Below are 18,947 nucleotides of genomic sequence, written 5' to 3'. Positions count from 1 at the left end.
CTGTGGGTGACTCAGAGCAGTGAAAACATGCGAGTTTTTAGATAGTTTTCGACCTAAAAACAGCGCAATAATTGTATTGTTGATAATTATCCATCAGGGTTATCGCACCAACCAAAGGCGACGTTGCATATGACTTCGGGAAAAGCATAAGTCTAAACGAATACAAATCTATGTATGATATACTAAATCTAAATTATGTAAGGTGGAAATAATTATACGTGGAAAAGTTAATTAAAGCAGTTTCAAATGATTTAGATGAAATATATTCTATGGGCTACGATGCATGGGGTGAGGGGAGTCTATACTCTGATTATTTAATTGAGTGTAGAACCTCTACAAAATATAAGTCTGGTACATGGTATGTTCTCAATGTTGATGGAGAAAATGTCAGTTCTTGTATTTTGTACAATATTTCGGATAAGGTTATTGGTATTGGATCATTAGCAACTAAAAGTGAAAAACGAAAACTAGGCTATGGGGCGCTTTTGATAAAAAAGGTACTGGCCAAAAATGAGGCCGATACTTACTTCCTTTGGAGTGATATCAGCCCTTCATACTATGAAAAAATAGGATTTGCTGTAGTAGATCAAAAGTTACAGGTTCATGATGATAGCAAGTTAATGTATTATCCTAATGAAACTAAAATTAATACTAAGTATTTACCTAATTACTTTTAAAACAACGTGCAGCCATCACTCAGATGTTAACAGGTAGGCTCTGACGGCTGTTTTTTTATATCCACGTTGTATGCCTAATCACATTAAGTTCTTTGGCGGTTTTCAGGTGATTGCGTACATAAAAATACATGGTCCAATTTGCGAACCTAAAACATATATGCAAATTGGACCTTTTCATTGCATGACATGAGCGCTCACGTATTCAGGTTAGGTCAAAGGTATTGGAGAACAGGAAGATTGACTACAAGAGCTAAATGAAGTGATTGAGGAAATGAAATGAAAAATAAAGTAGGAATACCAATAACCGTTGAAGAAATTGAAATAATTAATCACATAAAAAACTAAGCAAATTAATTATTGCCAATCATATTAGAATTGTATATAATCATTAAGTAAGCGTTTTCAAAAAATGTTTACTTAATGATATTCATTCATAAATGTATATCATTAAGCTTGGTAAGCCGAGAATTACTGAGTTTGCAAGGCTTTTTCTTGAGTGAGGATTAAGTCTTGTTTTTTATTACCAAGAGCTTGCAACCAGAAAAAAATACCTAAGGATTCTTAATAATCAAGGCGTTTTTATAAAGACTATTATATTTTCAATTGTTGGTACCGTACAAATATATTAGTGACAAGATAGGATTAGTATGCTAATATTTAGCTCGTGGTGATTCAAACGTACTATGTAATTTCCTGAAACTTGATTAATATACAAAATCATAACACCGTTGTTTGGATCACTTAAAAGTATCTTCGGATGCTTTTTTTGCTATCTATTGGGAACTATATACTATGATGATTTTAATAGCAATTGAAATAGGACCACTTGCTGATTGAGTGGTTTAGGGTCGATAATTGCTATTTTTGTGGGTTTCTTTTACCGTTCATATGATACAAAGATTCAGATTGATATAAAAGGATATTTGTATTCTTTCAAAAAAGAAATCAAACGTCCTGTTTCACAAAACAAAGATCATCTATCCACGGAAAATTATGAAAACAGTTGAGGCTAGTATTACTGATAAAAAGTTTACTTATGCTGATATTTGGCAAGATGTGCGAGAAAAGAACTATGCAAAATATAGTTTTGAGCCCAACAAAGAAATTATAGGGGAAACAGCTTTGCCTCTTAATATGCCGTATGTTAATGAGGAGATAGGGCGAATCACGGCTTAAGATGCGAAAAAATTAAGGTTATGCAATAGAAACGTTAGAAAATATTTACTACGACAATTTTAATTTTATTAATGACATTGATGAAAAATGAACTCCTATTCATTTAAAATAACATTTAAATTTGAATTAAATAAGTTAATTTTAATAATAAACAATTGAATTTTCTATCGATGTTTCATGATATGCTTTACAAATGGGGAAGAATTTATTTTGAGTGAAACTCATTTCAAAGTTCAAAGAATACCGGCTAGAAGAGACATTCTGGTCGGTATTTATTTTGTTAATAAAGTTAACATATTTCATGTTTTTAAATTATTGATCCATTATACTAGTCTTGTAATGTTATTTATACATTATCAAATGCCCAATCATTTGTATGTTTTATCCCGAAACTCAGGTTGGGCATTTTATTGTGTATTAAATTCTAATTGATGTATTGTCGAACGTTTAACCAGTTATTATAAGTGTTATTGCTAGAGAAAATGTAATTAGCGTGCTAACATTTAGGTAAGATGTCCCTAGAAATTATTAAATACACTCCCAAAATGTATTGCTTCTTCCCTTCGGGGGCATCGTACATATGTGAATAACGAAATTTTTCTCATTGTCAATACTATTTAAACAAATAATAATTCGACTGAATTGGGATATCTACGTCAATCAGAACTCGCAAAATGTCTTTTCAACTATCAGCTAATGATTTGTGTATAAAATGGCCAGTGTGTAACATCTGGAAAATCAAGAATTAAAATAAAATTATTTTTGAACAAACTAAATGATATTGCTCAGCAATTGCTATTGTATTGTGCCATAAATCAAACTAAAATGTGTGTATGGTTTTCGATTTGTTATTTGCCACGGAAACCAGAACTCTAATCTTTAAACCACGCGTCCGCTCATGCCACGTGGTTTTTTTGAACATAAGGTAGTTAATTGACTAGGGAAAATCGTTGTTTTAGCGTCTATATAAGCATAGAATAAATATGTGGTTTTCAATTATCCCGAAAATCACAACTCCCAATGTGAAGAACCACGTCTAACTTCTCTAGTGGTTCTTTTTCACTGTCATTTTTTATTAGAAATGTTACAATGAACTTGTAACATCAAATAAATTTCAAGGAGAACGTATTCTATGTCAGTTGAAGAAAAGTTTGATAATGCTAAGGACAAGGTTGCTGGTAAAGCAAAAGAAGTTGAGGGCAAGGTTACCGGTGATAAGCAGCGTGAAGCAGAAGGTAAGGCACAAGGCCTGTTTGGAAAAGCTAAGGATGCCGTAACAGAAGCTAAAGACGCTGTCAAAGATAGTATTGACAATTTAAAGAACGATAAAAAGTAATTAACAAATAAAAAGCGCCTAACTCTTGGTAGTTAAGCGCTTTTTATTATGTAAAATCAATTTAATAATTGCAAAATGATTTAATTATGATATCATAAAGATATGGTTAAAGAAAAAAACATGAAGTCAGGCAACATACCATTAAGAATTGATCCAAAACTGCATGAGTTTTTGGCGGAACAGGCCAGCAAGGAGGGGAGGTCATTGAATAATTACATTACCCAATTATTGATGGCTAACTATCATCCAAGCAACTTTGAAGACCGTCAATTTGTGGGTCAGGTCATTCCAGGTAAAGATATTGACATTAAGAGCGGTTTAGTCAACGTTTCTGGTATCTATTATCGATATTTGATTGATAATAGTGCTGTTGCTAAAAGTGATGAAGATTACGTGATTCTCGAGGCAAACGGGAATATATTGACATTACGACAAATCATGAAAGATTAGAGGGAGAAGTTATGCTTTTTTTTAAGATTGTTCCGCAGAATAATGCGGGGCTTGTGGAGACATTGGGAAAATATCGTGCTCGAAGAGAGGCGGGATTACATTTTTATGTACCGTTCTTTCAAACAATTCGTAAGGTGAGTTTGGCTATGCGCCCACTGCGTTTGCCTGATTACTCGGTGATTACTGCCGATAACGCTGATATTAAGGCAAGTGTTACTTTAAATTATCATGTAACTAACGCAGTTAAATATATGTACGAAAACACGGATTCAGTTGAATCTATGGCACAACTTGTGCGTGGACACTTACGTGATATTATTGGTCGCATGGAGTTAAACGAAGCGCTAGGTTCTACAACCAAAATTAACGTCCAATTAGCGGATGCCATTGGTGATTTAACGAATACATACGGTATCAATGTTGATCGTATCAATATTGATGAATTACGTCCTTCTGCTTCGATTCAAGAAGCAATGGATAAGCAATTAACTGCAGATCGTGAGCGAGTTGCTACCATTGCTAAGGCTGAAGGGGAAGCACGTTCAATTGAATTGACAACAAAAGCTAAAAACGATGCATTGATGGCTACTGCCAAGGCTGAAGCTGATGCCACGAAAACTCGTGCTGAAGCTGAAAAGTATCGTATTGACACTGTTCAGGCTGGTTTAGCTGGTGCTGATGATAAGTATTTCCAAAACCAGTCAATCAATGCTTTCTCAACGTTGGCTGAATCATCTAGTAATTTGGTAGTTGTGAATGGTCAGGAATTAGATCAATTGGGTCAAATACCAGTTGCTGGGAAATTACTAGAAAAAGGACTTAAATGAAACATTTACTGATGAGACAACACTTGTTTTCGTTGGGCGGAAAGTTTGACATAACTGACGACAGTGAGAACACGCTCTACACGGTTTCCGGCAGTACATTTAGTATTCCAAAGTATTTTGATATTCTAAATTCAAACAGTATACATATTGCGCATTTAACCCATCAAGTGTTTACTTTTTTACCAAAGTTTAAGTTAATTATTAATGAATTTCCAGAAGAAGTTGAAATCATTAAACGTTTTTCATTTTTAAAACCAAGATACGAAATTGAAGGGCTTGGTCTAAGTGTAGAAGGTAATATCTGGGACATGAATTTTGCCCTTCTGCAAAATGGACGTGAAATTGGCTCTGTTGATCAGCGCTGGTTAGCAATGACAAGTACCTATGACATTAAAATTGAGGACGAGTCTTTGGAATCTGTTGTTGTGGCGGTAGTGGTAGCAATTGATTATGTTAAAGCACAATCTCATAATTCTAGTTCTGCAAGTTCTTAGAAGAAAGCGATATTCTTAGAATATCGCTTTTTGAATCGTGTTTAAAACAATCCATGATATAATGAATGGCATGAATGATTTCTATAGAAATAAGAATATATTAGTGATTGTGACAGGTAGCATTTCGGCCTACAAGTCAGCAACATTAGTACGCGAATTCATTAAGAGCGGCGCTCATGTTCGTGTAGGAATGACGGCTGCGGCCCAAGAATTTATTACTGTACAAACATTAGCCGTTTTGTCTAAACATGATGTGTTAACCGATCTTTTTCGTGATGAGAAGGCTGCGGTTACTCATATTGAATGGGCTAAGTGGGCAGACTTGATATTTGTTGTGCCAGCTACTGCTAACATTATTGGAAAAATAGCAAATGGTATCGCAGATGATGCTGTGACTGCGACGGTAATGGCATCATCTGCGGCTAAAGTTATCGCCCCAGCGATGAACGATATTATGCTTAACAATGACGCGGTTGTACGTAATTTGAATTTATTAAAAAGTGATGGTTGGTTTATTATTGACCCAGAGATTGGTTTCTTAGCAGAAGGTTACGAGTCGCAAGGTCGCTTACCGGAGCCTGCGGCAATTATAAAGCAGGCAGCTATTCGTATACAGGCGCGCGGCGGTGAGTTAAAAGGGAAAAAAATTGTTATTACAGCCGGCGGGACACGTGAAGCGCTTGATCCAGTGCGGTATTTAACAAATCGTTCTTCAGGAAAAATGGGCTATGCTTTGGCACAGGCAGCTGCAGAGTTAGGTGCAACAGTGGTACTTATAACCACAACAAAACGAGAAGAATTGTACGGTGTCCGAGAAATAGTTGTTACTTCCACACGTGACATGCATGCAACAGTTGTGCAAGAATTTTCTGACGCGGATATTTTCATTAGTTCGGCAGCTGTATCTGATTATCGGCCTGCTGCACAAGCTGAAAACAAAATAAAAAAAGTAGGGCAAGAGAATTTAACGATTGAATTAATTCAAAATCCTGATATATTATCAGACATTGGTCATATAAAGAAAGCTGGGCAAATAGTTGTGGGATTTGCTGCTGAAACGCAAAACGTTCTTGCGTCTGCACAAAAAAAGTTATCAAAGAAAAATGCGGATTTCTTAATTGCTAATGATGTTAGTGATGTGGATGGTGGTTTTGACTCTGATAATAATAAAGTAACGATTTTATCACGTGATAACAACCCAGAAAAAATTGAATTGTCACCAAAACTTGATATTGCGCGGACTATATTAGATAGAGTAGTTAAAACACTCGCATAAACATCTGTTTTATGCTAGAATAAACTGTTAAATAACGTTAAAATGGAGGCAAACATGGCAGAAGAAGTAGAAGAAAATACCTCTGGATTTAACCTTGGAGATGTTTTATTAGCACCAGCTTATGGTAATTTAGAAAAACCTTTTACAGGTCAAGTTGAAAAAATTTATGAAAACTCATTGTTGGTTGAGATTACGGAGAATGCTCCAGCTGACCAACCAGCAGTTAACGAAATGAACCATCGTGCGGTTGTTCGCATGGATGAGGTTGAAGTGATTAAGCACGGTCCCACGCCTGAAAAATCTGTAAAAGACGAAGATAAGTAAAGATGTTTTGAAGCTATGATTAAGCGAGCTTGAGTTGATGGAAGTCAGGCCATAGTCAAAACGGCGCGTACTAGGAGTCAAAAGTTAATAAATTTGAGTGGCGAAAGCTATTAGAGTGGTACCGCGGGCTAGGCTCGTCTCTTTGTTGATGAAAACAAGAGGCGAGCTTATTTATTTTTAGATGAATAATGCCTAAAATACGGTATAATAAGGATATCGAATTTTTGATTATAATGTATTTTTACTAAAAATCATAATTAAAAACCAAAAGGAAAAAAAATGGTAGATAATATACAAATTGTTGAGGCACTTAACGCAGTGCTAACCGACCTTACTTTACAAGAAATTTCTGAAAAACTAGAAGCACCAAAATCATCTGATCTTGGAGATGTTGCTTTTCCAACATTTACATTAGCCAAGACATTACATAAAGCACCGCAATTAATTGCAGCAGACATCGTTGCTACAATTAATCAGGAAAGATTTGAAAAAGTTGTTGCTACTGGGCCTTATGTTAACTTTTTCTTGGACAAAGTAGCTACATCTAATCAAGTATTGAAGACAGTATTTGACTTGGAAGGTGCCTACGGTGACAATGTGGACGGACAGGGTGCCAAAGTGACGATTGACATGTCCAGTCCAAACATCGCCAAGCCAATGTCGATGGGACATTTACGTTCGACTGTTATCGGTAATGCACTAGCCAACATTACAGCAAAAAATGGTTACGCACCTGTTAAAATAAATCATTTAGGTGACTGGGGTACGCAATTTGGTAAACTAATATACGCTTACAAAGCTTGGGGTTCTGAAGAAGAGGTCAAATCAGACCCAATTGCCACTTTGTTAAAATACTATGTTGAGTTTCATGAAAAAGCTAAAGAAAATGACTCATTAAATGATGAAGGTCGTGCTTGGTTTAAGAAACTTGAAGATGGTGATGAAGAGGCACATCGTTTGTGGCAATGGTTCCGTGCTGAATCGTTGAAAGAGTTTTCTGAAATATACGATCGCTTGGACATTACATTTGATTCATTCAACGGCGAAGCATTTTATAATGATAAAATGGACAAGGTAGTTGATATCTTAGAAGAAAAAAATCTTCTAGTTGAATCACAAGGGGCACAGATTGTTGATTTGAGCCATATCAATCCAAATCTAACACCGGCCATGATTAAGCGTTCAGATGGTGCAACTTTGTATATGACTCGCGACTTAGCAGCGGCACTTTACAGAAAAGAAACATACGATTTTGCGAAATCGTTGTATGTTGTTGGTGGTGAACAACGAGAACATTTTGTGCAGATGAAGGCTGTCTTATCACTGATGGGCTTTGAGTGGGCTGATGACATTGAGCACATTGCCTTTGGTCTAATTACGTTTAATGGCAAAAAAATGTCCACACGTAAGGGTGATGTTGTTTTGCTAAAGGATGTATTAGATGATGCTCATGAATTGGCTTTGAAGCAAATTCAAGAGAAAAATCCTGCTTTGGGTGATAAAGATACAGTGGCAGAAGAAGTGGGCGCCGGTGCTGTTGTGTTTCATGACTTAATGAATGATCGTACCAACAACTTTGACTTCAATTTAGAAGAAGTTGTCCGTTTTGAAGGAGATACTGGACCATACGTACAGTATACGAATGCCCGAGCAAAATCAATTTTACGCAAGACGTCGGTTCAATTGACGAGTGACGACTTGAATTTGAGTGATCCAGCAACATGGGATATTATTACGACACTAAACAACTTTCCCAAGACAGTGCAACGGGCTTGGCAACAACGTGAGGCCAGCATTATTGCTAAATATGCGTTGAATTTGTCAAGAGCATTTAACAAGTATTATGCTAACTCAAAAATATTAACAGAAGACGCTCAACTAAATGCTCGCTTGGTGTTAGTTAAATCAGTGTCTATTGTTTTGACAGAAAGTTTGAGATTATTAGGTGTCAAGGCACCTGAAGAGATGTAACTGATTTGGAAAGATCAATAGCTATTTAAGCTAACTGTTAAAGTGATGTACAAAACGGTAGTAAATGATATATTTTTATATAACCGTGCATCATGATACAAAGGAGAAATCAATGATTTCAAAACAAGAACGGCAAAAGCTTATTTTAGATATTATCCAGGATAATATCATTGCCAGTCAAGAAGAATTACTTGCCCAACTTATCAAGCACGGTGTTGAGACAACACAAACAACCGTATCACGTGATATTCGAGCAATGAATATTATTCGCCAAAAGAGCGACAGCGGACAATTACGTTACCAGCAACTCAATGATACAACGAAAAATGTTCAAAATCTGGTAACGACTAACGCTGTTGATGAAGCAATCAAAGAATATGCTTCATTTGTGACTCATGTTGAGTTCTTAACGATTATTAAAACTACTGATGGTAGTGGTAACTCAGTTGCAGGCATTATTGATGACGCAAATCTACCTGAAGTTATTACGACACTAGCGGGATTTAACACAATTTACGTTACAAGTAAAAATGAAACAGATGCCGCAAAGCTAGCTGATCATTGGGCGGAATTGATAGGTTGATGAATGAAGTGGTTGAAAGCAATAAGTCAAAAAGTGTGGGATAAATTAGGACCAATTTGGCATCGTTGGCAATTTGGTCGCCTGCTGATTATTTTATTTTTAACATTATTTTTGGTCACAAGTGCCTACTTAGCAATTTCAGCTAAAACTGCACACGTTAAAAATTTAGAAGCAACGCTCTCTCAAACGGCAACAGTTTACGATGACCAAGGTGAAAAAGCAGGTGAATTATATTCACAAAAAGGCACCTATGTCTCGTATAATAAGATTTCACAAAACATGCGAGATGCAGTTTTATCAATCGAAGACCGTAATTTTTATCATGAATATGGTTTCTCGGTAAAAGGGATTGCACGTGCAGCTGTTTTATTGGTTAAAAACAAAATTACCGGATCTAATACTATTTCTGGTGGCGGTTCTACGTTGACACAGCAATTGGTTAAAAATGCTTATTTATCGCAAGAACAGACATTTACCAGAAAAGCCAAAGAAATCTTTTTGTCCATGCAGGTTGAACAAGATTACACTAAAAATGAAATTTTTACGATGTATCTTAATAATGCTTGGTTTGGTCATGGTGTTTGGGGCGTAGAAGATGCATCACAGAAATATTTTGGTGTTCATGCTAGTGAATTAACAACAACGCAAGCGGCTACACTAGCGGGTATGTTAACTAGTCCCGCTAAGTTTAATCCTATCGATCATCCAGAAGCTTCCAAGGCCCGACGTAATTTAGTTTTGACAACTATGGTTGAGAATAAAAAGATAACTTCAGCGCAGGCTAGTACAGCCAAATCGACGACAGATACGCTAAATGATACGTATGATGATTCTGGTGATTATAATTATCCTTGGTATTTCGACTCAGTGATTAACGAAGCCATTAATACCTATGGTTTAACAGAAAACGATGTTATGAATCGTGGGTATAAAATATATACAACGTTAAACCAAAAGGATCAAACGAATTTACAAAATGATTTCGATAATTCAGCATTATTTAACTATGTTGATGACGCACAAGCAGCCTCTATTGTTTTGAATGCTAAAACTGGAGGGGTATTGGCTGTAGTCGGTGGTCGTGAAGCATCCCATACTTTCCGTGGCTTTAATCGTGCTAATCAATCACAATTACAGCCTGGTTCAGCAATAAAACCAATGGTCGTTTATGCACCAGCTCTACAACGAGGTTATAGTATTAGTACAACATTGCCTAATCAATCGATGAGCTTTGGGACGAACAATTATACTCCAAACAATGCCATGAACGTTGAAACGGCTGATGTTCCGATGTATTCAGCTTTGGAACATTCGTATAACATTCCGGCAGTTTATTTACTTAATAAAATGGGTGTAGAGGTTGGTTATAAGAGTGGTATTAAGTTTGGCTTACCATTAAGCAAAAAGGATAAGAACCTATCACTAGCACTAGGCGGATTGACCAAAGGTGTATCCCCACAACAAATGGCGCAAGCATACACGGCTTTTGCCAATGGTGGTGTGATGAGTCAGGCACATTATATTACTAAAATAGTTGATGCAAGTGGTAAAGTAATTGTTAGCTCACCAAAAGCAAAACAAACACAGGTCATCAGTAGTAAAGTTGCAAATAATATGACACGTATGATGCTTGGTACTTATACGGATGGTACAGGTGTTGGATCTGCACCATCGGGTTACACTATTGCTGGTAAGACTGGTACTACTGAGAATCCTAATAGTACTAATAACGCTAGTTCGTCAAAGGATTCATGGGCAATGGCATATACGAAAGACATTGTTCAGGCAACTTGGATGGGACTGGAAGGAAACAATACTGGTTCTTTGCCATTAGGATTAACATCTACAATGGGACCACTGGTTAAAACGTCATTGGAACAAATTTTGCCAAATACCGATCAAACTGCCTTTACAGTCACAAATCCTAACACCACGTCAAGTAGTACAAGTCAGAGCAGTGACTTATGGGGAACGATTCAAGATGATTTCAATAGTGGTGTTGACAAAGCTGTTGAAGGGGCTGGTCAATTGTGGAATAGTGTCAAAGGATTATTTGGCAATTAATCGTTCAGATTGATTAGTGTTTCACATTAGTTATTGGTTGTGATATGATTTTAGTGGTATAGAATAACGTAAAAAAAGGAAAACAACATGACAGTAAATATTTACGATAATGCCAATGAAATGGCAAATATTTTGACAGAAACACAACAATATATTGCATGGCAAAATGCATTTAACGCAATACAAAATGACACTGATTCTAAAGTGTTGTTTGGTGAATTCCAAGAAATTCAAATGGCAGTACAACAAATGATGCAAAGCCAGCAACAACCAAAACCTGAACAAGAAAAGGAATGGGATGCAGTTGCTGCAAAAGTACAAAAAGACGAAAAAATTAATGCGCTGATGGAAGCAGAACAGGCTTTGAACACTTTGCTAACGGAATTAAATGACATCGTTACAAAACCCGTTGCCGAAGCTTATTCTAAGTTGCAGAAGTAAATTAAGCTCACTATCACCGACAGTTATTCTGTTGGTGATTTTATGTAAAGGAAGTTATTTATGTTTATGAAATTTTTGAAGGAGTGGGTTTTCCCAATTGCCATTGCAATTCTTATTGTTGTGCTAATTCGCTCATTTTTATTCACACGCGTAAAAGTTAGCGGACCATCAATGGAACCGAATTTGCAAGATAAAGAGAATGTGTTTCTAAACAAAGTGGCAAGTTATAAGCGTGGAGATGTTATTGTATTCAACGCTAAAGATGAAGATCCTAGATACCAGTCTGGGGATGATAAGTACGTGAAGCGTATTATTGCGATTCCAGGTGATACAGTTGAATACAAAGCGTCTAATCTATATGTCAATGGCAAGAAAGTTAATCAAAGCTTCATCAGTTTGAGTGAACGTACAGAGGGAACGGAAATGTCTTTTGGCAGCACATGGTCTCTTAAGACGCTTTCCTCTGGTACGTTATGGCAGAAAAAGGATCGCAATAATTCTACAGTGCCAAAAGGTAAGTATTTTGTCATGGGAGATCATCGGTCAGTTTCAAATGATGGTCGATATTTTGGATTCGTAGATAAAAAGCACGTTGTTGGTAAAGTCATTGTTCCATTTTGGAATAGTAACAAAACAGCCAAAGCAAATGTTAATCAAGGGAATAAAAATTTCTTTAGTAAGTAAGTTGCATTAACTTTTAAAAAATGCTATGATTACTATCAATAAAATAAAACCTTTAATCAGGTCCAGAGAGACTTGCAAGGCTTTAGATACTTTTGGTGAAGTGTACACTTTTACCCTCATTTTCTAGAACCAAGCGGTCGCTCAGATCGCTTGGTTTTTTGTATAAAGAAGGGTAATATGCGAAATTATTTGAATATAAATGCAATTAATAAAAACGACGTGCTACACTTAATACAACGTGCGTTGGCGTTAAAATCAGGTGAGCAACCTAAAACAAAATCGATAACGGCTGTAAATTTATTTTTTGAAAATTCAACGAGAACGCATAGTAGTTTCCAAATGGCAGAGAATCAACTTAATTGGAAACAGATACAAATCGACCCTCAAACTAGTTCAATGACAAAAGGAGAGAGTTTGGTTGATACATTAAAAACACTTAAAGCGATTGGTGTGGATGTTGCAGTAATTCGTCACTCTCAAAATTCATGGTATGAAAACGTCTTACGGAGTGAAGGGCATGCAATTCCACAACTTGTAAATGCGGGGGACGGCAGCGGCCAACACCCTTCACAAAGTTTGTTAGATTTAGTGACAATTTATCAAGAATTTGGGCATTTTGAAGGTTTGAAGGTTCGAATTATTGGAGACCTAGCACATTCACGAGTAGCGCGTTCAAATGCAGAGATACTCAACAAGCTTGGCGCAACAGTGACATTCAGTGGACCAAAAGACTGGCAACCAGTTGATTTTGATTCATTTGGCGAACATGTGGACCTTGATGTTGGTTGGTCGGAACAAGATGTTGTGATGTTTCTTAGAGTACAGCATGAACGAATTACACATACTGAAAATCAAAATTTTTCGGCAAAAAAGTATCATGAAGTGTATGGTTTGACTGAATCACGTTATGAAAATTTGAAAGAGAATAGTATTATTATGCATCCGGCCCCAGTTAATCGAGACGTTGAGATTGCTGATGATTTAGTTGAAGCACCAAAATCGCGCATATTTGATCAGATGACTAATGGCGTTTATGCACGAATGGCCATTTTAGAATACGTTACGGAGTAAGTAAATGCAACTAATAAAAAATGCTAAAATTTTATGGAACAATCAACTCATTCCTCGAGATATTTTAATTGATAAAGGAATCATTCAAAAGATTAGTGATCATCTTGAAAGTAATGCAGCCACTACTTTTGATGCCAAAGGAGCCTTTCTTTCAACGGGATTAGTAGATGTGCACGTACATTTTCGTGAGCCTGGTTTTGAGTATAAGGAGACGATTAATAGCGGATCTAAGGCGGCTGCACGCGGTGGGTTTACGACTGTGATTGCTATGCCTAACTTAAATCCAGTTCCTGACAATGAAGAAAAGATAACGAATCAAATTGCACGAAATAAACAAAATGGTGTGATTCATATTGAACAGTACGGGGCCATCTCAAATAACTTGACGTCAACTCAAGTAACCAATATTAAAGGGATGTCAGCAGCTGGGGCCAAAGCATTCACAAATGATGGTAAAGGGGTACAGACAGCAAATACTATGCTCCAAGCAATGGTCGCCGCTGCATCGGCTAACAAACCTTTAGCCGCGCATTTGGAAGACGACACGCTGGTTCATGATGGTGTCATGAATGAGGGGAAAGCATCAACAAAATTAGAATTACCAGGAATTACAGGATTGGCGGAAAGTTCACAACTTGCTCGAGATTTGGTACTAGCTAAAGTTACTGGCGTTCATTATCATGTTGCGCATATTTCAACTAAGGAATCGGTTGAATTGGTGCGAATTGCTAAACATGAAGGTGTTCATGTTACTGCAGAGGTTTCTCCGCATCACTTATTATTATCAGAAGAAGATATCAATTCTGATAATGCAATGTTCAAAATGAATCCACCACTACGAACTCAGAGAGATCGTGAAGCAGTTATTGCTGGATTGTTGGATGGAACCATCGATATGGTTGCTACTGATCATGCGCCACATGGAAAAGAAGAGAAACAGAAGTCTTTCCGAGAGGCACCATTTGGCATTACCGGAATCGAAACGAGTTTCCAACTGCTTTATACTTATTTGGTTAAAAATGGTGTGATGACTCTAGAAACTTTGCTTGAGCGAATGGTCTCTGCTCCAGTCAGTGCGTTCCAATTGCAGGCGCCCACTAATATCGAAGAAGGTGCGCGAGCAGACCTCGCTCTGTTTGATCTAGAGAATAACTATGTAATAGATACCGAGAGCTTTGAATCGATGGGAAAAAACTCACCATTTATTGGATGGGAAGTGTATGGAAAAACACTGGCCACATGGGTTGACGGTGAAATTGTATATAAGGATAACGTAAAATGAAAAAACGCTACTTATTATTAGAAAATGGATCAGTATATGAAGGGGAAGCTTTTGGTGCTGATGTTGATATTATGGCAGAGTTAGTTTTTAATACTGGTATGTCCGGCTATCAAGAGTCGATTACAGATTTATCATACCGAGGTGAAATTATTGTATTTACTTACCCACTAATCGGTAATTACGGGGTTAACCGTGATGACTTTGAAAGTTTGCGCCCAGCTGCATCTGCGGTTGTAGTGCACGAAATTGCTCGACGACCAAGTAATTGGCGCAAAATGATGAGTTTGCCAGAATGGGCAGAAAAAACTGGAATGCCTGGCATAACGGGCATTGATACACGTGCTTTAACAAAAGAGTTACGTAATCAGGGTTCCATGAAAGCAGCGCTTGTTGATGAAATAACGGATGAAGTCATTGCGAGACTAAAAGCATTTGAAACATCAAAAACAATGGTTGCAGATGCAACAACAAAGACACAGTATCAGAACCCAACTGATGGTGTATCGATTGCGCTTATTGATTTTGGACTGAAAAATTCAATTCTTCGCTCGCTTGCCAAGCGCGGTGTTAACGTGATGGTATTTCCTGCTAATGTGGATGCAGAAACAGTCTTGGCAGCGAACCCTGACGGTATCTTACTGTCGAATGGACCTGGTGATCCCAAAGATGTAAATTATGCAATTCCAACAATTCAGAAGCTACAAAAGCATTTGCCACTAATGGGCATTTGCTTGGGACATCAACTGTTCGCAATCGCTAATGGCGCAGAAACTTACAAAATGAAATTTGGTCATCGTGGCTTTAATCATGCCGTGCGCACGATTTCCAAAGCAAGATTAGACTTTACGTCACAAAATCACGGTTATGCAGTAGAACGAGCAAGCTTAGAGAAAACTAATCTAGTTGTGACACACGAAGAAATTAATGATCAGACTGTTGAAGGTGTTCGTCTAAAAGGCTACAATGCTTTCTCTGTTCAATTCCACCCAGATGCAGCACCTGGTCCACACGATGCTGAGTATTTATTTGATGAATTTTTGGATATGATATCTGATTCAAAGAAGGAGATTACAAATGCCTAAACGTCAAGACATTAGTAAAATATTAGTGATTGGTTCTGGACCAATTGTTATCGGTCAAGCAGCCGAATTTGATTATTCTGGCACACAAGCTGCGCTCTCTTTAAAGGAAGAAGGGTATCATGTTATTTTAGTAAATTCTAATCCGGCAACGATTATGACTGACGCTGAAATTGCTGACAAGGTATACATTGAGCCTTTGTCAATTGACTTCATTGAACGTATTTTACGTAAAGAGCGTCCAGATGCTATTTTGCCAACGCTAGGTGGTCAAACTGGATTAAATATGGCTAAAGACCTTTCCGAAGCGGGAATTTTGGATGAACTCAATATCGAGTTACTTGGAACTAAGCTATCAGCAATCGAAGAGGCCGAAGATCGTGAAGAATTTAAAGCCTTGATGGAACGTTTGAATGAGCCTATTCCAGAGTCCATTATTGCAACTACTTTAGAAGAATCACTTAATTTTGCTGACACACATGGTTACCCAGTAATTGTTCGTCCAGCCTACACTTTAGGTGGTACCGGCGGAGGTATTGCTCAAACGCATAAAGAACTTTCGGAAATTACGGCTAATGGATTAGAACTTTCTCCAGTAACACAAGTGTTGATTGAACGTTCGATTGCAGGTTATAAAGAGATTGAATTTGAAGTAATGCGTGACGCTAATGACAACGCATTGGTTGTTGCTTCAATGGAAAACTTTGACCCAGTTGGTATTCATACTGGAGACTCGATTGTGACTGCTCCAGTTCAAACACTGTCTGATCGTGAAGTTCAAATGATGCGTGATGCTGCATTGAAAATTATTCGTGCTTTGAAAATTGAGGGTGGTGTCAATATTCAAATGGCACTCGATCCTGATTCATATCGATATTATATTATTGAAGTCAACCCACGTGTCAGTCGGTCTTCTGCGTTAGCTTCAAAAGCGACTGGATATCCGATTGCCAAAATGGCTGCAAAAATTGCCGTTGGTTTAACACTTGATGAGATTATCAATCCAGTAACAGGTACTACAAAGGCAGAGTTTGAACCAGCATTAGATTATGTTGTATTTAAAATTCCACGCTGGCCATTTGACAAATTTTCAACAGCTGATCGTCGCCTAGGCACACAAATGAAGGCAACTGGTGAAGTGATGGCTATCGGCCGCAATATGGAAGAAGCTATGTTAAAGGCTGTTCGCTCACTGGAAATTGGAGCTGTTGGTTTAGATGATATAACCTATAAGGATCTTTCAGAGGACGAACTGTTAGCAGCATTAATGCCCGCTCGAGATGATCGTTTGTTTATGATTGCTGATTTATTGCGCCGAGGTGTTTCGATTGAAACTATTCATGATAAAACACTAATCGATGAATTTTTCTTGGATAAAGTATTGCATGTTATCGAAATTGAACAAGATCTTGCCAATCATGTTGGAGATATTGATCAGTTGCAATATGCTAAAAAGAATGGCTTTGCTGACGAAACAATTGCTAAAATCTGGAGCAAGACAGTTGCTGATATTAGAAAACTGCGCAAAGATAAAAAAATTAAACCAGTTTACAAAATGGTTGATACTGTTGCAGCAGAATTTGAATCGGCAACACCGTATTATTATGCAACCTATGAACAGGAAAATGAATCGATTATTAGTACAAAAAAATCGGTACTTGTACTAGGTTCTGGACCGATTCGCATCGGGCAAGGTGTTGAATTTGATTATGCAACTGTTCATGCTGTTAAGGCTATTCAACGGGCTGGATATGAAGCGATTATTATGAATTCAAATCCAGAAACCGTTTCAACGGATTTCTCTATCTCAGATAAATTGTATTTTGAACCACTTACCTTGGAAGATGTTCTCAATGTAATTGATCTAGAGAATCCGGTCGGTGTAGTTGTTCAATTCGGCGGACAAACTGCAATTAATTTAGCTCAACCTTTGATAGACAATGGTGTAAACATTTTGGGAACCTCTGTAGAGGATCTAAATCGTGCCGAAGATCGTGAAGCATTTGATCAGGTCATAAAAGAACTTGCTTTACCACAACCTGTTGGTAAAACAGCAACCACAGTAGACGGTGCATTAGCAGCTGCACAATCTATTGGATATCCCGTATTGATTCGTCCTTCATATGTTTTGGGTGGTCGAGCAATGGAAATTGTTTCTTCTGACGATGAACTCCAGGACTACATGCAGCGTGCGGTCAAGGTTTCAAATGATCATCCGGTATTGATTGATTCGTACTTAGTGGGACAAGAAGCAGAAGTAGACGTTTTGTCAGATGGTGAGACAGCTGTAATCCCAGGTATTATGGAACATATTGAACGGGCAGGGGTCCACTCAGGAGATTCCATGTCAGTTTATCCACCACAATACTTGTCACAAAAGGTTCAAGATGAAATGGTGCAAGCCTCTATTAATTTGGCTAAAGCTATGAATACAATAGGATTGATGAACGTGCAGTTTGTTATCCATGAAAATACTGCATATGTTATCGAAGTAAATCCACGTGCATCACGTACAGTACCTTTCATATCGAAAGTCACGCATCTTCCGCTCGCTCAATTAGCAACAAGAGTTATGTTAGGTGAAAAATTGTCGGAAATGGGATTTGAGACGGGACTTGTTCCTAACGATGATATGGTGCACGTTAAAGCACCAATATTCTCGTTCACAAAGTTGCCCGACGTTGATTCTTTGCTCGGCCCAGAAATGAAGTCTACTGGTGAAGTCATGGGGTCAGATATTAACCTATCCAAGGCGTTGTATAAGGCCTTTATTGCTTCTAACATCAAAGTACCACGTTACGGCAATGTCTTGTTCACAGTTGCTGATGATGACAAAGAAGAGGCGCTCGAATTAGCAAAGAGATTCAATGATTTGGGATTTGCTTTGTTTGCAACTGCCGGTACGGGTGCTTACTTGTCAGACAATGACTTGCCTGTGGAAGTACTCGATAAAATTTCGGAATCAGATAATAATGCAGTTGCAGCACTGCGTCAACAAAAAGTACAGGTTGTTATTAACACAACTCAAGCAGATGACCGTGCTGAAAGCGATGGCCGTTTGATTAGAAATGCTGCAATTGAAAATGCCGTGCCTTTGTTTACTGCCTTAGACACAGTTAGTGCCTTCTTAGAAGTATTAGAGTCGCGCAGTTTTACAGTGAAAGAAATGCACTAAACTTTTTCAAATAAGCTTCGGCTTATGTACATAGGAG

Annotated in this window: 17 protein-coding genes; all 17 read left to right on the top strand. The window is 37.6% G+C overall.

All coding sequences use genetic code 11. The annotated features are described in order from the left end of the window. Positions 1 to 218: 218 nt before the first annotated feature. The 17 genes from JNUCC76_RS06600 (at position 219) to carB (ending at position 18,910) form a co-directional block, all read left to right on the top strand. A complete protein-coding gene (locus JNUCC76_RS06600; RefSeq protein WP_454153609.1) occupies positions 219 to 677 on the top strand; it encodes a GNAT family N-acetyltransferase in 459 nt (152 codons plus the stop codon). Positions 678 to 1,670: 993 nt separating this feature from the next. Beyond that, positions 1,671 to 1,853: a hypothetical protein gene (locus JNUCC76_RS06595; RefSeq protein WP_454153607.1), complete on the top strand. Its 183-nt coding sequence runs from the start codon at positions 1,671 to 1,673 to the stop codon at positions 1,851 to 1,853. 1,132 nt (positions 1,854 to 2,985) lie between these two features. Then, positions 2,986 to 3,189 carry a CsbD family protein gene (locus JNUCC76_RS06590; RefSeq protein WP_011679945.1) on the top strand — a complete coding sequence of 68 codons (204 nt, stop codon included), beginning with the start codon at positions 2,986 to 2,988 and terminating at the stop codon, positions 3,187 to 3,189. Positions 3,190 to 3,291: 102 nt separating this feature from the next. Next, positions 3,292 to 3,639: a toxin-antitoxin system HicB family antitoxin gene (locus tag JNUCC76_RS06585; RefSeq protein WP_454153605.1), complete on the top strand. Its 348-nt coding sequence runs from the start codon at positions 3,292 to 3,294 to the stop codon at positions 3,637 to 3,639. 11 nt (positions 3,640 to 3,650) lie between these two features. Continuing rightward, positions 3,651 to 4,466 (top strand): SPFH domain-containing protein, encoded by an 816-nt coding sequence (locus JNUCC76_RS06580; RefSeq protein WP_011679943.1) that lies wholly within the window; start codon positions 3,651 to 3,653, stop codon positions 4,464 to 4,466. Positions 4,467 to 4,477: 11 nt separating this feature from the next. Further along, entirely contained in the window at positions 4,478 to 4,960 is a 483-nt protein-coding gene (locus tag JNUCC76_RS06575; RefSeq protein WP_454153603.1) for an LURP-one-related/scramblase family protein, read from the top strand. 70 nt (positions 4,961 to 5,030) lie between these two features. Continuing rightward, positions 5,031 to 6,236 (top strand): bifunctional phosphopantothenoylcysteine decarboxylase/phosphopantothenate--cysteine ligase CoaBC, encoded by a 1,206-nt coding sequence (coaBC, locus tag JNUCC76_RS06570; RefSeq protein ID WP_454153601.1) that lies wholly within the window; start codon positions 5,031 to 5,033, stop codon positions 6,234 to 6,236. A gap of 54 nt (positions 6,237 to 6,290) precedes the next feature. Then, complete coding sequence (locus JNUCC76_RS06565; protein WP_454153599.1) at positions 6,291 to 6,560, top strand: hypothetical protein; 270 nt, start codon at positions 6,291 to 6,293, stop codon at positions 6,558 to 6,560. A 279-nt stretch (positions 6,561 to 6,839) separates the two neighbouring features. Next, positions 6,840 to 8,531, top strand: coding sequence for an arginine--tRNA ligase (gene argS, locus JNUCC76_RS06560; protein ID WP_454153597.1), 1,692 nt, complete (start codon positions 6,840 to 6,842; stop codon positions 8,529 to 8,531). Between the two features lie 112 nt (positions 8,532 to 8,643). Then, positions 8,644 to 9,114, top strand: coding sequence for an arginine repressor (locus JNUCC76_RS06555; protein WP_011679939.1), 471 nt, complete (start codon positions 8,644 to 8,646; stop codon positions 9,112 to 9,114). Between the two features lie 3 nt (positions 9,115 to 9,117). Next, entirely contained in the window at positions 9,118 to 11,178 is a 2,061-nt protein-coding gene (locus JNUCC76_RS06550) for a PBP1A family penicillin-binding protein (RefSeq protein ID WP_454153595.1), read from the top strand. A gap of 87 nt (positions 11,179 to 11,265) precedes the next feature. Then, positions 11,266 to 11,619, top strand: coding sequence for a YlbF family regulator (locus tag JNUCC76_RS06545; protein WP_454153593.1), 354 nt, complete (start codon positions 11,266 to 11,268; stop codon positions 11,617 to 11,619). 60 nt (positions 11,620 to 11,679) lie between these two features. Further along, positions 11,680 to 12,303 carry a signal peptidase I gene (lepB, locus tag JNUCC76_RS06540; RefSeq protein WP_454153591.1) on the top strand — a complete coding sequence of 208 codons (624 nt, stop codon included), beginning with the start codon at positions 11,680 to 11,682 and terminating at the stop codon, positions 12,301 to 12,303. Between the two features lie 177 nt (positions 12,304 to 12,480). After that, complete coding sequence (locus JNUCC76_RS06535; protein ID WP_011679936.1) at positions 12,481 to 13,374, top strand: aspartate carbamoyltransferase catalytic subunit; 894 nt, start codon at positions 12,481 to 12,483, stop codon at positions 13,372 to 13,374. 4 nt (positions 13,375 to 13,378) lie between these two features. Continuing rightward, positions 13,379 to 14,656, top strand: a complete 1,278-nt coding sequence (gene pyrC / locus JNUCC76_RS06530; protein WP_454153589.1) for a dihydroorotase — start codon at positions 13,379 to 13,381, stop codon at positions 14,654 to 14,656. After that, positions 14,653 to 15,738, top strand: a complete 1,086-nt coding sequence (locus JNUCC76_RS06525) for a carbamoyl phosphate synthase small subunit (protein WP_454153587.1) — start codon at positions 14,653 to 14,655, stop codon at positions 15,736 to 15,738. Before pyrC ends, JNUCC76_RS06525 begins: the two co-directional genes overlap by 4 nt. Further along, positions 15,731 to 18,910, top strand: a complete 3,180-nt coding sequence (carB, locus tag JNUCC76_RS06520; RefSeq protein ID WP_454153585.1) for a carbamoyl-phosphate synthase large subunit — start codon at positions 15,731 to 15,733, stop codon at positions 18,908 to 18,910. The genes JNUCC76_RS06525 and carB overlap by 8 nt, the downstream gene beginning before the upstream one ends. Positions 18,911 to 18,947: the final 37 nt, after the last annotated feature.

The sequence above is a fragment of the Leuconostoc sp. JNUCC 76 genome (genome assembly GCF_053667755.1).
This window is presented reverse-complemented; position numbering and strand designations above follow the sequence as displayed.

Excerpts from the sequence above, each read along its gene's own strand:
- JNUCC76_RS06595 (WP_454153607.1), top strand. The coding sequence starts at position 1,671 with ATGAAAACAGTTGAGGCTAGTATTACTGATAAAAAGTTTACTTATGCT.
- argS (WP_454153597.1), top strand. The coding sequence starts at position 6,840 with ATGGTAGATAATATACAAATTGTTGAGGCACTTAACGCAGTGCTAACC.
- carB (WP_454153585.1), top strand. The coding sequence starts at position 15,731 with ATGCCTAAACGTCAAGACATTAGTAAAATATTAGTGATTGGTTCTGGA.
- JNUCC76_RS06550 (WP_454153595.1), top strand. The coding sequence starts at position 9,118 with ATGAAGTGGTTGAAAGCAATAAGTCAAAAAGTGTGGGATAAATTAGGA.
- lepB (WP_454153591.1), top strand. The coding sequence starts at position 11,680 with ATGTTTATGAAATTTTTGAAGGAGTGGGTTTTCCCAATTGCCATTGCA.
- coaBC (WP_454153601.1), top strand. The coding sequence starts at position 5,031 with ATGAATGATTTCTATAGAAATAAGAATATATTAGTGATTGTGACAGGT.
- JNUCC76_RS06535 (WP_011679936.1), top strand. The coding sequence starts at position 12,481 with ATGCGAAATTATTTGAATATAAATGCAATTAATAAAAACGACGTGCTA.
- JNUCC76_RS06590 (WP_011679945.1), top strand. The coding sequence starts at position 2,986 with ATGTCAGTTGAAGAAAAGTTTGATAATGCTAAGGACAAGGTTGCTGGT.
- JNUCC76_RS06545 (WP_454153593.1), top strand. The coding sequence starts at position 11,266 with ATGACAGTAAATATTTACGATAATGCCAATGAAATGGCAAATATTTTG.
- JNUCC76_RS06575 (WP_454153603.1), top strand. The coding sequence starts at position 4,478 with ATGAGACAACACTTGTTTTCGTTGGGCGGAAAGTTTGACATAACTGAC.
- pyrC (WP_454153589.1), top strand. The coding sequence starts at position 13,379 with ATGCAACTAATAAAAAATGCTAAAATTTTATGGAACAATCAACTCATT.
- JNUCC76_RS06585 (WP_454153605.1), top strand. The coding sequence starts at position 3,292 with ATGGTTAAAGAAAAAAACATGAAGTCAGGCAACATACCATTAAGAATT.
- JNUCC76_RS06555 (WP_011679939.1), top strand. The coding sequence starts at position 8,644 with ATGATTTCAAAACAAGAACGGCAAAAGCTTATTTTAGATATTATCCAG.
- JNUCC76_RS06580 (WP_011679943.1), top strand. The coding sequence starts at position 3,651 with ATGCTTTTTTTTAAGATTGTTCCGCAGAATAATGCGGGGCTTGTGGAG.
- JNUCC76_RS06565 (WP_454153599.1), top strand. The coding sequence starts at position 6,291 with ATGGCAGAAGAAGTAGAAGAAAATACCTCTGGATTTAACCTTGGAGAT.
- JNUCC76_RS06525 (WP_454153587.1), top strand. The coding sequence starts at position 14,653 with ATGAAAAAACGCTACTTATTATTAGAAAATGGATCAGTATATGAAGGG.